The following is a 13926-nucleotide window of genomic DNA, read 5'->3' as shown; positions in this document are numbered from 1 at the left end:
TACTGTCGGCAGATTTGCCGGTACGCTTAACCGTCGCGTGTTCCATTCTAACAGGTATGACAGAAGAGGCGAACCCATTCGAAAGTCTTCAGCGGCAAATCGACAACGCGTCTCAGTTTCTCGACGTTCGCGAAGACGTTCTCGAACGACTCAAACACCCCGAACGAGTTCTCGAAACGAACTTGAGTGTGAAGATGGACGACGGGAGCATCGGCGTTTTCAAAGCGTTCCGGTCGCAGTTCAACGGCGACCGTGGCCCCTACAAGGGTGGCATTCGGTACCACCCGGGCGTCACCCGCGACGAAGTAAAGGCCCTCTCCGGGTGGATGGTGTACAAGTGTGCGGTCGTGGACATCCCCTACGGCGGCGGCAAGGGCGGCATCGTCATCGACCCGAAAGCATACTCAGAAGGTGAACTAGAACGCATCACGCGGTCGTTCGCGAAGGAACTGCGCCCGCTCATCGGAGAGGACCGCGACATCCCCGCACCGGACGTGAACACGGGCCAGCGGGAGATGAACTGGATTAAGGACACCTACGAGACCTTAGAGAACACGACCGCGCCGGGCGTCGTGACGGGGAAAGCCCTCGAAAGCGGCGGCAGCGAGGGGCGCGTCGAGGCGACCGGCCGCTCGACCATGCTCACCGCCCGCGAGGCGTTCGACTACCTCGACATGGACATGAAAGGCGCGACGGTTGCGGTCCAGGGCTACGGGAACGCCGGGTCCATCGCCGCCTACCTCATCGAGGACCTCGGCGCAAACATCGTCGCCGTGAGCGACTCCTCGGGTGCGGTGTACAACCCCGACGGCCTAGACGCCCGCGCCGTCAAGGACTTCAAGAACGACACGGGGTCGGTCACCGGGTACGACGAAGCCACCGAGGAGCTGTCGAACGAGGACCTCCTCACGCTCGACGTGGACCTGCTCGTCCCCGCGGCGCTCGAAAACGCCATCGACGGCGACCTCGCGAAAGACGTGAAGGCGGACGTCATCGTCGAGGCCGCGAACGGGCCGCTCACGCCGGAGGCAGACGACATTCTCACTGAAGCCGACGTCCACGTCTTCCCCGACATCCTCGCGAACGCGGGCGGCGTCACCGTCTCCTACTTCGAGTGGGTCCAGAACCGCCAGCGGTTCTACTGGGCAGAAGAGCGCGTGAACGACGAACTGGAAACGGTCATCGTGAAGGCGTTCGACGACCTCGTGTCCGCCTACGAGAAACACGACCTGCCAAACTTCCGGACGGCGGCGTACGTCGTCGCCATCCGCCGGGTCGTGAAGGCGTTCGAAGAAGGCGGCACCTTCCCATAACCGCGCGGCATCCACGTTCTTGTCACCGCTAAGTCTATTATTCTAGACACTGAAACTGTTCGAACGTGCCGAGACAGAGGAGTCCCTTCAGGTTCATTTATCCCGAGCGAGGATCCGTCGTCGTCGCACTCCTGCTCTTGCTCGGATACGTCCTCGTCAATCACACGACGGGGCCGCTCTCTCGCACTCTGCACCCCACCTATCCATCGCTGTTTCCTGAACCGGTCCACACGCTCGCGCTGTTCGTGTTGGCGTTCACGTCGATAATGGCGCTCGTCGGTGAGGGATACCGCCAGTACAAGGCGAATCCACGCATCTTCATGAGCCGAGAGGAGGTCCGGGCGTTTCACTCCCACGAACGATTCGACGAGCAACAGTACCGCAATACCCTCGCCATGCTCGTCGTCGTCGCGCTCGTCGTGGTACTCGGCTGGAGCAAGTTCATCGTCTCGTACGCGGGGACGGTGCGCGTCGTCGCTCAGTTCCATGTCACGGGGACGATTGGAGCGATAAATCCGCTGAACGTCGGCTGGGGCATCGTGTTTCTCGCGGGATTTTTCACCTTCGCAATCGGCCTCGACTGGCTGGTCGTCGCGCTGTGGCGAGACCTTCGGTTCAAACTGTTCAAGGATCGCGTTGAGGCCTGATAAGAAACAGAAAACTGGGGCATAAATGTTTTATCAGGAACAGGTTAGATACAGCTATTATCCTTCAGGCTGTAAGAATTTCATCGTGAAGCGGGGGAAGGGGACGTTCAGATTCGTGTATCCTAAACGCGGGACAGTCGCGCTGTTGCTCGCAATCGGGCTTGGCTACTTTCTCGTCGAGCACGCAGCGACGTCTCTCGCGGAGACGATGGGACCCGCACATCCCGGACTCTTCCTCGAGCCGATGCGCACGCTCGCGCTTGGCTTCCTCGCGTGGATTGGAATTACTGCGATTTTCGTCGAACTGTATCGGCAGTACGAAGCGAATCCACGGACGTTCAAGAGCGTCCACGAGATTCGAAATTTCCACGTCGCAAAGCGGTTCGACAGCGAACAGTACATGACGAACAGCTCCATCGCGATTCTCGGGGCCGTGATGGTTCTCTACGGGTGGCCCGAGTTCATCAGCATCTTCGAAGAGACGGTCCATCAGTTCATCCTCATGTACGTCGTGGGTGGGCGCGGCGAGATTCCGCCGCTGCACTTCTTCTGGCAGGTCATCTACCTCGGTGGGTTCGCCGCGTTCGCGCTCAGCCTGGACCGCGTCATCGTCGCCTTCCTGCGCGACCTACGAATCAAACTGCTCCAGCGACAGTTGATTCGCAAGTTGCGGGCTCAGTAGCTGTGCTGTTCTGCGAGACTGCCGGCGTCGTCGTAGACGAACACCGTATCACCTGAGTTGTTCCAGACGGCCTGCGTTTTGCCCCAGTAGAGGTCAGACGAGGTGTCCGTCCCGCTGCCGGTGTGGAGCGTGACGGTTGCGCCCGCGGCGAGCGAGAAGCCACTCGGGAAGGCATAGGTCTTGCCCACCTCGTCTTCGACGGTCCAGTCGGTCAGGTCGAGCGACCCTGAGCCGACGTTCTCGAACACGACGTACTCGTCGTTCAGATTGTCGTTGTCGTTGCCTGCGGCATCTTCGTGCACCTGCGCGACGTCTATTTGCCCGCCACTCGACCCGCCGCTGCCGTAGGCGGCGAACAGCGGGAAGGACGTGTCGAAGTTCGTCGTCTCGGGTACCTCGGCGTCGGAATCGACGTTGTTCGTGCCGTCGGTGACGAGGTCCTCGTTCAGGCGTAGGTCCGTGCCGAGGTCCCCGGCGAGTGCGTTGAGGTTCGCGCGTGCGTCGGCGGTCACTTTCCCGTCGCCCATCAGAATGACCGCGCCGCCGTCCGCAACGAAGGTGTCGAGTGCGCTGACTTCCGCGGACGTGAACGACCGTTCCGGCGTCGTGACGACGAGCGCACGCGCCTCGGAGAGGTTCGCGTCCGTGATATCGTTGACTCCGGCGAGTCCGATGTCCTGTCCTTCGAGGAAGCGCATGTAGTAGGCCGTGTCCTCGGCAGAGAGGCCGAAGGTCGTCCCGAACTGGCCGTGGCCGCCGTCTACGAGCACGTCACCGGAGTTCGTCCCGAGGTAATCGATGAGATTCGTGAGGAAGACGAAGTTCTCGTAGTTCGAGGTGTCCACCGCGTACCCCTCGTCGAGTTCGTACCCTTCGTCGACGAACGGGCCGCCGACCACGGCCACGCTGTTCGTCTCGTCTACGGCGACGAGCGGGATGTCGCCTGAGTAGTCGTGACCGCCATCGAGGTCTTGCGAAGCAGACGATTCTGCGAACACCGGGACGCGGGCCGGGTCCACTGCGCCCGAGGTTGTTCTGACGCTCGCCGTCGTCGGGAAGAAGAGGTCGTCTACGTCGCGGTTGCGAATCTCGGTGCTGTTGTTCGGGTCGCTCTGTCCCCAGACACCTGTCGCGCCGTCACGGGCGTTCGTTTCGGCGGTGATGAACGAGTCGTGGTTCGCGAATCCGGAGTCGTAGACACGGGCGTAGCCGTCTGCGACGGCCTGCTCGTTGTAGAGCGTGTCGCGCGTTCCGCTGCCGGCGTCGTAGGTGATGTAGCCGAGGACGCGCCCGAAGGCGTCGCGGACGGGTTCGTTTGCGTCGAAGTGCAGGTCCACCGTCTGGTTCGAGAGTTCGGCCGTCGCGTAGTCGGTGGCGTTCGCACCCCACGTTTCGAGGTACGAGGAGTCCTCGATTCCCTCCCACTCCTGGACGCGCTCGTACTGGCTGTTCGCGGACGTTTCGGGCGTGTCGATGCCGAGGATGCGGATGCTCTCGGTCGTGCCATCGTCGAACTGGACGTCCACGGTGTCACCGTCGGTGACCGCCGTCACGTCCACCGTGTACGTCGCCGTCGGGTCGAGGCCAAGTCCTGCACGGTCGTCGAAGTACGGGAAGGTGGCGTCGTTGAACTCGTCGGTGACGGGCTTGTAGTTCTCGCCCGCGTTCACGATGTCGTCCTGTAACTGGTCGTCGTTGAAGCGATAGGCGAGTTCGAGGTAGCCCGCGATGTCGTTCAGATTTTGGGTCTCGTCGAAGTTCGAGTAGTCGGATTCGTTGTGGAGGAACACCCAGCCACCGCCGGAGACGAAGGATCCGAGGTCCGAAAGTTCCTGCTGAGTGAACGCCGTGCCGGGTGCCGTGATGACGACGGCGTCCGCCGAGGCGAGGTCGGCAGAGAGGTTCTGCGTGGCCGTGACGGTGTACCCGTTGGACTCTGCGTAGTCCTCGAACTCGCTCGCGCTCGCGAGGTCGTAGTACTGGCCGTGTCCCTCGTCCCAGAGGACGGTCCCGCTGCCGCCGAGGGCGTCGTCCCAGACGTTCAGGACGAACTCCTCGTTGCCGTACTGCCAGTTGACGCTGTCGTTGACGAAGATGCCACCGAACCCGACGGTGTTCCAGTCGGTCGCGACGACGGGAATCTGGGAGTTCTCGCCGTAGGTGGTGGCGTCACCGTTTCCGTCTGCGTCCACGTTCTCGGTCGTGCCCTCCGCCCAGACGGAGACGACCGACCCGTCTGCGAGTTCGTTGTACTGGTAGTCGAGCAGACTACAACTGGAGTCGAGGACGAGGTCTTCGATGGTCCCGGAGACGGCCACCGCGTCCCGACTGAAGGAGGCGGTGCCCAGTGTGGTTGCCGCGGTTGCCGTTGCGAGTGTGCTTACGAATTGACGACGACGCATGTACTGGCCACTTTTTTCCACCCCTATAGTTTGTTATATTATCTTCGCGGTGGCGTACATTGACACGGGGAACTGCCAGCCGAAAGAAGGAGAGCCGCGTTACAGGCCGAGCTGGCGGCCGATGACGAGGTGCTGGATTTCGGAGGTTCCCTCGCCGATTTCCATGAGTTTCGCGTCGCGGTACATCCGCTGTGGGGCGAAGTCAGTGGTGTAGCCATAGCCGCCGAGCACCTGCACGGCGTCCTCGGAGACTTCGCGGGCAATCTCGCTCGCGTCGAGCTTGGCGAGCGCGGAGGACTTCGTGACGTCCATGCCCTGGTCGTACTGCCACGCCGACTTGTGGGTCAGTAGGCGAGCACGCTCGATTTTGCGGTCCATCGAAACGATTTTGTCGCGGATGGCGTCGAACTTCGAGATTGGCTGGCCGAACTGCTCGCGCTCTTTGGAGTACTGGTGGGCCGCCTCGTAGGCTCCCTGTGCGATACCCACGGAGAGGGCGGCGATGGAGATGCGCCCGCCGTTGAGCGTCTTCATCGTCTGCTTCCAGCCCTCGCCTTCCTCGCCGAGCAGGCGGTCTTCGGGGAGGCGCACGTCGTTGAACTGAATCTCGCAGGTCGGCGAGGCGTTTAGACCCATCTTGTCCCAGATGGTGGTAACCTCGAAGCCGTCGTCGTTGCGCGGGTCCACGATGAACGTCGAGATGCCGTCGTAGCCCTCGCCGGGGTCGGTGACCGCCTTTACGAGGACGGACCCGGCTTCGCTCGCGTTCGTGATGAACTGCTTCGTGCCGTTCAGGACCCACTCGTCACCATCTTTGACGGCCGTGGTGTCCATGTTCGAGGCGTCACTGCCGCTGCCCGGTTCGGTGAGCGCCCACGACCCGATGTACTCACCGGTCGCGAGCGGGCGCAGCCAGCGTTCTTTCTGTGCTTCGGTGCCGAACATCTCGATGGGTTTCGAGGCGAGTGAGATGTGGGCGGCGTAGGAGAGACCGACGGAGCCGGAGGCGCGGCCGATTTCCTCGGTCGTGAGGGCGTACATGAGCTGGTCGCCTCCGAGGCCGCCGTACTCCTCTGCGATGGGGACGCCCATCATGTCGAGGTCGGCGAGGGCGTCAAAGATTTCCGCAGGATACCGGTGTTCGTCCTCGATCTCCTGGGCGATAGGGACGATTTCCTCGTCGCAGAAGTCTCGAACGGTGTCGCGAATCATCCGGTGTTCGCTCGGTAGACTGAAATCCATACCCAAAGATTCGGTCAACGGAAGATAAAAACACCGACAATCATTACAGATTGTGCGACAGCGCCACGTAGGACAGTCCGTGTCACCGCGAACGATTCGGATAAGCGTTCTGGCGAAGACCTATGCCGACGGAACCCCCGTATCTGGGCAATGGCATTCAGGCGGTTCCTCCGCGGGCGCGTCGAATGGGACCGACTCGAGTCGGTCGCGAGAGCCATCGCAGACCGGTACGGGGAAGACGACGTGCACGTCGAATTTCTCGAAGCCGACAACTGGCTCTCTACTCCCTGCGTCGTCAACGAGCGGTGGTTCGTGAAGATAATCACCGAACAGAACTCGCTCGTCCACGCGCTGCTCACGACGGGCCGTAACATCGGTGCGTTCACGAGCGGGACGGAGGGCTTTTTCGACCACTACGGCACCGCCTACGACATGGCCGAACACGAGTTCGAGGCGACGAAGAAACTGCGGGAAATCGGCATCGACGCCCCCGAACCGATTGAGGCCTTCGAGTTCGAAGACCTCGGCATCCTCGTCCTCGAATATCTCCCCGAGTTCCGGACGCTGAACGAACTCGACCGCCGTGAAGCACTTTCCTACGCTCCCGACCTGTTCGAGGCGCTCGCGACGATGCACGACAACCGCCTCGCCCACGGCGACCTGCGGGGGGAAAACGTCCTCATCGCGAACAACACGCTCTACTTCATCGATGCGACGAACGTCAAAGAATCCGGCCTCGCGGACGCTCGGTCCTACGACCTCGCGTGCGGGCTCGCCGCGCTCGAACCCATCATCGGGGCCGGCCCCGCCGTCGATTCGGCCCTCGACAGCTACTCGATAGAAGAGGTGCTCGCCGCCCGTGAGTTCTTAGACTTTATCAACATGCGCCCGGACCACGATTTCGACGCCAGCGCGGTGAAAGGCGAAATCGAAAAACAGGCCAGCTAACCCCAGAGGTGAGTATTTCAGCCTGCCAGTGCTAGTTTTCCAGTGGTATGAGCCAGCAGGCAACAGGAACCTTCCGCCACTACATCGGCGGGAAGTGGACCGAGGGTGCAGGAGGGGAGACGTTCGAGAGTCTAAACCCAGCGACGGGCGAGGTGCTCGGTGAGTTCGCGAAGGGGACGCCGGCGGACGTTGACGCGGCCGTCGACGCCGCCACAGCCGCCTTCGAGGAGTGGCGCAATCTTTCGCACATCGACCGCGCGGAGTATCTCTGGGACATCTACCATGAGATGCGAGAACGCACCGACGAGCTCGCAGAAATCGTCACCAAGGAGTGCGGCAAAGAAATCTCGGAAGGCCGGGCCGACGTGGTCGAAGCCTACCACATGGTGGAGTGGGCCGCAGGCGACGCCCGCCACCCGAAAGGGGACGTGATTCCCTCGGAGATTCCGAGCAAGGACGCCTACATGCGCCGTAAGCCGAGAGGTGTCGTTGGCTGTATCACACCGTGGAACTTCCCCGTGGCCATCCCGTTCTGGCACATGGCCGTCGCGCTCGTCGAAGGGAATACGGTGGTCTGGAAACCGGCTGAACAGACGCCGTGGTGTGGGCAAATCATCGCAGAGATGTTCGAGGACGCGGGCATCCCCGACGGTGTGTTCAACATGGTCCAGGGATTTGGCGACGCCGGGGCCGCCATCAGCGAACACGAGGACGTAAAGACGGTGTTGTTCACGGGATCCGCCGAAGTCGGCCAGAAGGTCGCCCAGATTGCGGCCGCCCAGCCCGGAAAGCTCGCGGCCTGTGAGATGGGCGGGAAAAACGGCATCGTCATCACCGCGAACGCAGACCTCGACATCGCCGTTCACTCGGCCATCATGTCGTCGTTCAAGACGACCGGTCAGCGATGTGTCTCGTCGGAACGCCTCATCGTCCACGAGGACATCTACGACGAGTTCAAAGAACGGTTCGTCGAACTCGCCGAGCAGATTTCGGTCGGTGACCCACTCGACGAGAACACCTTCATGGGGCCGGCCATCGAGCCAGACCACGTCGAAAAGATTCGCCAGTACCGCGACCTCGCGATAAAAGAGGGCGCAACCGTGCTCGTAGACCGCACGGACCTCGACGCAAGCGAGATTCCAGCGGGCCACGAGGACGGCTACTGGGTCGGCCCGCTGGTCTACGAAATCGAGTACGGCCCGGACGTGCGCGTCATCCGCGAAGAAGTGTTCGGCCCGCACGTTGCGCTGCTCACGTACGCAGGTGACATCGAGGAAGCGGTGGCGATGCACAACGACACCGAGTACGGACTGGCGGGAGCCATCATCTCCGAGGACTACCGCGAAATCAACTACTTCCGTGACCACGCGGAGGTGGGCCTGTCCTACGGGAACCTCCCGTGTATCGGCGCAGAGGTCCACCTCCCGTTCGGCGGCGTCAAGAAATCAGGGAATGGCTATCCTTCGGCCCGCGAAATCATCGAAGCCGTCACCGAACGGACAGCGTGGACGCTCAACAACTCGAAGGAGATTCGGATGGCGCAAGGACTCTCTGCTGATATCAAGACGCAAGACTCGTAGGTGAAGTGTAAGAGCGGTTCGAGGCGAAGTGTGGGCCGTGTCGCGTGTGCGCCCCTGCACGCGACGCAGCCGGGTGACGCTGCGGCGAGCGTCGTGTGGACCGAGGCCATCGCAGTCCACGAGTGGCGGTGCGTTAGTTACCGGATTGACGAGAAAAGCGTCGTACCGGTACCTGTTGGAAGGCACTCACGACATTTAAATGCGGTGCATCGGGCAACCGTCGTCCGGTTACGCGGAGGTTTTCAGGTCTTCGAGCAGGGCGGCCTCTAAGTTCTTCAGCTCCTTCGAGAGATTGCGCTTGAAGAAGCGTTCGACGCCGGGGACCTTCCCCTCGACGACGAACCGGTTTTCCAATTTCGTCCCGTTTTCGGTCTCCGTGAGTTCGTGTTCGCCCACGACGTGCATCACCGACGACCGACCGACGAACTTGATGTACTCGGGTTCCTCGCGTTTTACGTCCTCAGTTCGGACTGGGACGGTCTTGTCGATGAACGGAATCGGGATGCTAATCTGCCACGTCGCTTTCGTCCCCTCGTCGTCGTCGATGGTGTACGAATCGACGACGCTGATGTACTCTGCGCGTTTGGCCGGGTCTGCGATGAACTCCCAGACGCGCGCGGGCGTGGCGGGCAACTCGAACGTTTCTGCAACCCGGACGGTCATACGACTGTCCCTACTTGCTCGTCGCTTAAAAAAGGCGCTGACTGGTTAGCCAAGCGTCACGCGCCACGTCGTAGACCGGGCACGTCCCCACTTTTCGATCTCGATGTCTTCTGACTTCTCAGAAAGGCGTGGGAGACGGACTCCGACCTGCTTTGCGGTGAGCCCAATCTGGTCTGCGATGTGCTTCGCGCGGAAGTAGCGTTCCCCCTTGGCAACGCTCTCGCGAAGGTGTGCGAGAATTCGCAGGTCCTCATCTGTGAAGTCTGTCATCACCGGGTCAATAGGACGTACAGAGGTTTAACGGTTACCGAGTCAGTTCCCGTAGAAGTGTAATAATCCAATCAGAATGCTCCCAAACACCATGGCGGCGGCGAAGCCGTAGGCGGCGTTCAGTGTCTCTGGGAAGACGTACATCGCGAGTGCTCCGAGCAGTGCGAGCGCGCCAAAGAGCATGGCCATGCCGACGCCCTTGTCCGTGGCTGCGGCGGAATCTGCGGTCATGAGAGGAGGTAGCAGCAGGAGGGTCTTAGTTCATTCTTTTCCGGCGGCGGGAGACGACAGAAGAATTTTACGCGACTGCGCACTCACCTCTGGATAATGGCAGGGGCAAAGACACTCTTCTTTGGCAGTAAACTCAAGGTCGTCGTCGCCGTGGTCGGCCTGCTCAGCGCCAGCGTCGGCGGTGCGTGGGCGCTCGGTATCGTCGGCGTTCCGGGCGTCGTCGCCGTCGAAAACCGGTTTACCGGCGTGAGCGACACGGCGACACAGATTCAGACCGACCTCGTGGTGAACAATCCGAACCCGATAAACCTCCAACTCGGCGGTACGTCGGTCGAGTACGACGTGGCGATGAACGACGTCTCCATCGCCAGTGGGCAAAAAGAGGGGCTAAACATCGACCGGGGCAACACCACCCTCCAGTTCGAAACGCAAATGGACAACGAGAAGATTCCCGCGTGGTGGGTCACGCACATCCAGAACAACGAGACGACGAACGTGAACATCGACGCGACGGTTCACTCCTCGCTGCTCGGGCGCTCGTTCAACGTCCCCCAATCCCAGCAGGTGAACACGAACCTCATCGGGCAGTTCAACTCGGACGAGACCCGACGTATCGACGCGAATCAGGCGCTCATCTCCGACCCAGTCCTCTACATCAACCAGACGAGCGCCGAGTGGGGCACGGTGACCCAACAGAAGACGCCAATCGACCTGCGATTCAAGATGTACAACCCCAAACTCACGCCCTACACCATCACCGAACTCGGCTACACGGTGACGATGAACGGCATCACAGTCGGTGAGGGGACGACGGACCGCTCCTACGTCATCCCTGGCGGGGCCACCGAGACGGTCCAGACGAAGGCGAACATCAACAACCAGCTCCTCGACGACTGGTGGGCCTCGCACCTGCGAAACGACCAGGTGTCGGAACTGCGCATCGACTTCTACGCGAAGGTGCAACTCGGGCAGAGCGGCCCAACCGTCCGCCTCCCACTCGACCAGTTGACCCACAGCCAGACCGTCGAGACGGACATCTTCGGGACCAAAGACCAGACGGACATCGAAACGAACGCGAGCAGCGACACCTCTGCTGGAGACGGTGCCCAGTCCACCACGACCGACGGAACGACGACGAGTGAATCAGAAGCGACGACCGCCACCGAGGAGACGACCACCAGCCAACCGACGACCACCGAAGACGGTGGCATCCTCGACCTGCCCCTCGGAACGCGCGTGCTCTGGGCTGGCCCGGCGATAGCATTTTAATCCCCCACCGTCTACGTTGGAATACAATGACACGGAGTACCCAGGCTCCTGGTCGCGTTCTTCTCCCGTGAGCAACGCGTAACGGCAGACGGCGAATCGATTATCCTGACGATAGACGGCGACACCCACGAGTTGCCACGCTCGGTCGCCCGACAGTTGCACGACGAAATCGGCGAGGCGTTACACCACCGCGAAGAGTTCTTCCGCACCGTCGGCGAGTATCGTGAGAACGGCACCTACCGCGTGAGTCGCCGCGGCGCGACCTCCGGCGGGAACGCCAAGGTGTTCCGCAGTTTCGAGGAACTGGAACGCCTGTACGAGCGGTTACCAGCGGCGTTCACCGCAAACGACGTCGGTCGGACCGGCATCACCGGGTCGCGTCGGCACATGCTGGTGCGTCACTTCGCCGAACATCCGACCTTCGCGTGCAAAATCACGCGCCGAAATCCACTGACGGTGAAAAAAGGGTAGCTATCGAATCGTCGTGTGCTCAGATTCCTCGTTGAGCGCGAGGTTCGTCGCGATTTCGGCGTTACGGACGGCGTACTGAGCCGTCTGCTGGAGGCTCACGAGCACTTCTCGGACCTGCAGGAGGTCCTTATTCGACATCTCCGGGAGGTCGTTCAGGATCTCGTGTTCCTTGTCGCCGATTTCTGCGAACATCTTCCTGACCTCGATGGTCATCTCGAAGTCGCGTTCGACCGCAGAACGGACGGCGAGCTCCGTGATTTCGTTCACCTGGTCCGTAAACTCGCGGATGCGGCGCATCGTCGCGGAGTCGACGTTCAGGGTGTGGCCGTCCGTCTCGATGACGGTCTTCGCGATGTCCTCTGCGTTGTCGGCCGTGAGTTCGAGGTTCTTCGCGATAGAGCGGTAGCCGATGAGCGGGAAGCCATCGGCGAGGCCCACGGCGCGGGCGAGGTTGGGGTTCTGGTAGGCGGTGAAGATGAGGCGAAGCAGCAGGACGAAGATTTTGTTCGCCTGTCGCTCGCGGTTCAGGGCGCGCTGGGCGAGGTCCGGGTTGCCGTGCGCGAGGGCCTTTACTGCCTCGTTTCGCATCGTAGAGCCGGTCGATTCGAGGCGTTCTAAGAGATTGTCGAGTGTGAAATCTTCAGGGTCAACAGAACAGCGGATGGCGATGCGGTCTGGGGTCTCCTCGATGACGCCGAGGCCCATGAGCTGGGTCTCCGCGTTGTACACCGCGTTGATGTGGGCGCTGGTGAGGGTCTCACCCTCGTCAGCTTCCACGTGGATTACCCGGCGGCCGAGGACGTACTGCGCGACGATTGCCCGCTCGACGGAATCTGCGTCGAGGTTCTTCGCGTGGATGATAGCCTCAGACTCCTCGGTCTGTGCCGACTCCGGCATGACCGTGAGTGTACCCTTTCCGCCCATCCGAATCGTCACCTCATCGCCCTTCTCGACTCCGTGTGCCTTTGCCCATTCCGCGGGCAACGTCATCGCCAGAGTCGAGGGTCCGAGTCGCTGTACCTTACGTGTCTCCATACGGAATCTTCTCTATTCGGACTACCTTATATCTCACCATATGGGAATAATCCACCTTGTTCTCCGTACTAGGGCCTAAGAGGGTGTTAAACGGCTTTCAGCATTCGGTGTTCGAATCGACCGACGCGAACGCGATACCAGCCCTTTAATTCCTCGTCGAGCGCCGAATCTCCCGTGTCAACACGCAGCACGCCGATGTCGTCTATCTTCGCTCGCGACCCGACGACGTCGACGTCGCACTGGCGAATGACGGCGGGAGACAACTGGTGGTTCCCCCGCCCAAAGATGAATCCCTGCCCACCGATGGGGGAGACGACGATGCGATTTTGTGCTCCGAGGGCGTCGAGAATCTGCGCTTCGTTGCCGTCGGTGACGAGTACCTCCCCGTCTCGCCAGACGTCGACGCCCAGTGGCGACCCGTCGAACCCGAGCGCGTCTTTGATTGCGCCCACGGTGCTGCCGGGACCGAGGACGTAGGGGACCGCCGGGTCGATGTCTGCGACGAACCCATCGACGAGCGTCTCGATGGTTCCAGAAGAGAGTTGTTTCGACGACTGGCGGTCGTCTGCAACCGGGACGTTCACCACACCTTTGAGTTCCGCGCGCACCTCGCCATCGCGGTAAGCGGCCTCGTCTAAGTCCATCACTTCGCTCGATTCGACGCGGTCGAAGGTGGCGGCGATGCGCCCTGCCGCACTCGGCGAGACGGCGAACACGGCGGAGTAGATTTTCACACCGGTCGGAATGCCAAGTATTGGCGTCTCCGCATCCAACTCGGCGAGCGTCTCGGCGACGTCCACAGCGGTGCCATCGCCGCCAGCGAACAGGACGAGGTCCACGTCAGCTTCGACGAACCGCCTGACGGCTTCCCGAGTGTCCGCGGCAGTGGTGTCAGTGGGTGCATCGGAGACGAGTTCGGGAGTGAAGCCAGCGGCCCTCGCTGCGGCCTCACCCATCTCCCCGGAGACCGTGAGAATCGTCGCGTCGGGGGCGTGTTTGGCGAGGCTTTCGAGGGCGTCGCGAGCGCGAGCCGGCGAGCGTGGTTCCGCGCCGAGGTCGCGTGCCTGCTCGACCGCGCCATCGGTCCCCTTGAGGCCGACGCGCCCGCCCATGCCGGCGATTGGATTCGCCACCACTCCGATGCGTCGCATGGTCGTTCATGCGCGAGTTCGA

General features: G+C 61.6%; 14 protein-coding genes. 7 read left to right on the top strand and 7 right to left on the bottom strand.

All coding sequences use genetic code 11. The features are described 5' to 3' along the window. The first annotated feature begins 56 nt into the window (after positions 1 to 56). The 3 genes from P0648_RS07030 (at position 57) to P0648_RS07020 (ending at position 2642) form a co-directional block, all read left to right on the top strand. Positions 57 to 1313, top strand: coding sequence for a Glu/Leu/Phe/Val dehydrogenase (locus P0648_RS07030; RefSeq protein WP_277505740.1), 1257 nt, complete (start codon positions 57 to 59; stop codon positions 1311 to 1313). A 65-nt stretch (positions 1314 to 1378) separates the two neighbouring features. After that, the gene (locus P0648_RS07025; RefSeq protein WP_276247979.1) at positions 1379 to 1960 is read left to right on the top strand and encodes a hypothetical protein; all 582 of its coding nucleotides are present in this window, start codon (positions 1379 to 1381) and stop codon (positions 1958 to 1960) included. Between the two features lie 85 nt (positions 1961 to 2045). Continuing rightward, complete coding sequence (locus tag P0648_RS07020) at positions 2046 to 2642, top strand: hypothetical protein (protein ID WP_277505739.1); 597 nt, start codon at positions 2046 to 2048, stop codon at positions 2640 to 2642. Here P0648_RS07020 and P0648_RS07015 read toward each other — a convergent pair. Further along, on the bottom strand, positions 2636 to 5044 hold the full coding sequence (locus P0648_RS07015) for a DUF4350 domain-containing protein (protein ID WP_277505738.1): 2409 nt from the start codon (positions 5042 to 5044) through the stop codon (positions 2636 to 2638). The genes P0648_RS07020 and P0648_RS07015 overlap by 7 nt on opposite strands. A gap of 99 nt (positions 5045 to 5143) precedes the next feature. Then, positions 5144 to 6286 carry an acyl-CoA dehydrogenase family protein gene (locus P0648_RS07010; protein WP_276274430.1) on the bottom strand — a complete coding sequence of 381 codons (1143 nt, stop codon included), beginning with the start codon at positions 6284 to 6286 and terminating at the stop codon, positions 5144 to 5146. 150 nt (positions 6287 to 6436) lie between these two features. Between P0648_RS07010 and P0648_RS07005 the strand changes: the two genes are divergently transcribed. Together P0648_RS07005 and P0648_RS07000 are read left to right on the top strand one after the other, a co-directional pair. Further along, entirely contained in the window at positions 6437 to 7234 is a 798-nt protein-coding gene (locus P0648_RS07005; RefSeq protein ID WP_276247983.1) for an RIO1 family regulatory kinase/ATPase, read from the top strand. Between the two features lie 47 nt (positions 7235 to 7281). After that, a complete protein-coding gene (locus P0648_RS07000; protein WP_277505735.1) occupies positions 7282 to 8814 on the top strand; it encodes an aldehyde dehydrogenase family protein in 1533 nt (510 codons plus the stop codon). A 228-nt stretch (positions 8815 to 9042) separates the two neighbouring features. Here the strand turns inward: P0648_RS07000 and P0648_RS06995 are convergent, their stop codons facing one another. Genes P0648_RS06995 through P0648_RS06985 form a run of 3 tightly spaced genes read right to left on the bottom strand, consistent with a single transcriptional unit; the run spans position 9043 to position 9978 of the window. Next, positions 9043 to 9477, bottom strand: coding sequence for an SRPBCC family protein (locus P0648_RS06995; protein ID WP_276247985.1), 435 nt, complete (start codon positions 9475 to 9477; stop codon positions 9043 to 9045). A 45-nt stretch (positions 9478 to 9522) separates the two neighbouring features. Next, on the bottom strand, positions 9523 to 9747 hold the full coding sequence (locus P0648_RS06990) for a hypothetical protein (protein ID WP_276247986.1): 225 nt from the start codon (positions 9745 to 9747) through the stop codon (positions 9523 to 9525). Between the two features lie 42 nt (positions 9748 to 9789). After that, positions 9790 to 9978, bottom strand: coding sequence for a hypothetical protein (locus P0648_RS06985; protein WP_277505734.1), 189 nt, complete (start codon positions 9976 to 9978; stop codon positions 9790 to 9792). A gap of 96 nt (positions 9979 to 10074) precedes the next feature. Between P0648_RS06985 and P0648_RS06980 the strand changes: the two genes are divergently transcribed. Then, positions 10075 to 11247: an LEA type 2 family protein gene (locus P0648_RS06980; protein WP_277505733.1), complete on the top strand. Its 1173-nt coding sequence runs from the start codon at positions 10075 to 10077 to the stop codon at positions 11245 to 11247. 105 nt (positions 11248 to 11352) lie between these two features. Next, positions 11353 to 11718, top strand: coding sequence for a hypothetical protein (locus P0648_RS06975; RefSeq protein WP_369685676.1), 366 nt, complete (start codon positions 11353 to 11355; stop codon positions 11716 to 11718). Here the strand turns inward: P0648_RS06975 and P0648_RS06970 are convergent, their stop codons facing one another. Both P0648_RS06970 and P0648_RS06965 read right to left on the bottom strand, forming a co-directional pair. Continuing rightward, a complete protein-coding gene (locus P0648_RS06970; RefSeq protein WP_276247990.1) occupies positions 11719 to 12753 on the bottom strand; it encodes a phosphate uptake regulator PhoU in 1035 nt (344 codons plus the stop codon). Between the two features lie 86 nt (positions 12754 to 12839). Next, entirely contained in the window at positions 12840 to 13904 is a 1065-nt protein-coding gene (locus P0648_RS06965) for an ATP-NAD kinase family protein (RefSeq protein WP_277505731.1), read from the bottom strand. Positions 13905 to 13926: the final 22 nt, after the last annotated feature.

It is taken from the genome of Haladaptatus sp. DYSN1, assembly GCF_029489995.1.
Classification (GTDB): Archaea; Halobacteriota; Halobacteria; order Halobacteriales; family Halococcaceae; genus QDMS2.
The sequence above is the reverse complement of the archived record's forward strand: the minus strand, read 5'-3'. Positions and strand labels throughout refer to the sequence as shown.

Bases quoted from the DNA above. Each gene is read 5' to 3' on its own strand.
- P0648_RS06985 (WP_277505734.1), bottom strand. From the start codon at position 9,978: ATGACCGCAGATTCCGCCGCAGCCACGGACAAGGGCGTCGGCATGGCC.
- P0648_RS06970 (WP_276247990.1), bottom strand. From the start codon at position 12,753: ATGGAGACACGTAAGGTACAGCGACTCGGACCCTCGACTCTGGCGATG.
- P0648_RS06965 (WP_277505731.1), bottom strand. From the start codon at position 13,904: ATGCGACGCATCGGAGTGGTGGCGAATCCAATCGCCGGCATGGGCGGG.
- P0648_RS07015 (WP_277505738.1), bottom strand. From the start codon at position 5,044: ATGCGTCGTCGTCAATTCGTAAGCACACTCGCAACGGCAACCGCGGCA.
- P0648_RS07005 (WP_276247983.1), top strand. From the start codon at position 6,437: ATGGCATTCAGGCGGTTCCTCCGCGGGCGCGTCGAATGGGACCGACTC.
- P0648_RS07030 (WP_277505740.1), top strand. From the start codon at position 57: ATGACAGAAGAGGCGAACCCATTCGAAAGTCTTCAGCGGCAAATCGAC.
- P0648_RS06995 (WP_276247985.1), bottom strand. From the start codon at position 9,477: ATGACCGTCCGGGTTGCAGAAACGTTCGAGTTGCCCGCCACGCCCGCG.
- P0648_RS07000 (WP_277505735.1), top strand. From the start codon at position 7,282: ATGAGCCAGCAGGCAACAGGAACCTTCCGCCACTACATCGGCGGGAAG.
- P0648_RS06980 (WP_277505733.1), top strand. From the start codon at position 10,075: ATGGCAGGGGCAAAGACACTCTTCTTTGGCAGTAAACTCAAGGTCGTC.
- P0648_RS06990 (WP_276247986.1), bottom strand. From the start codon at position 9,747: ATGACAGACTTCACAGATGAGGACCTGCGAATTCTCGCACACCTTCGC.
- P0648_RS07010 (WP_276274430.1), bottom strand. From the start codon at position 6,286: ATGGATTTCAGTCTACCGAGCGAACACCGGATGATTCGCGACACCGTT.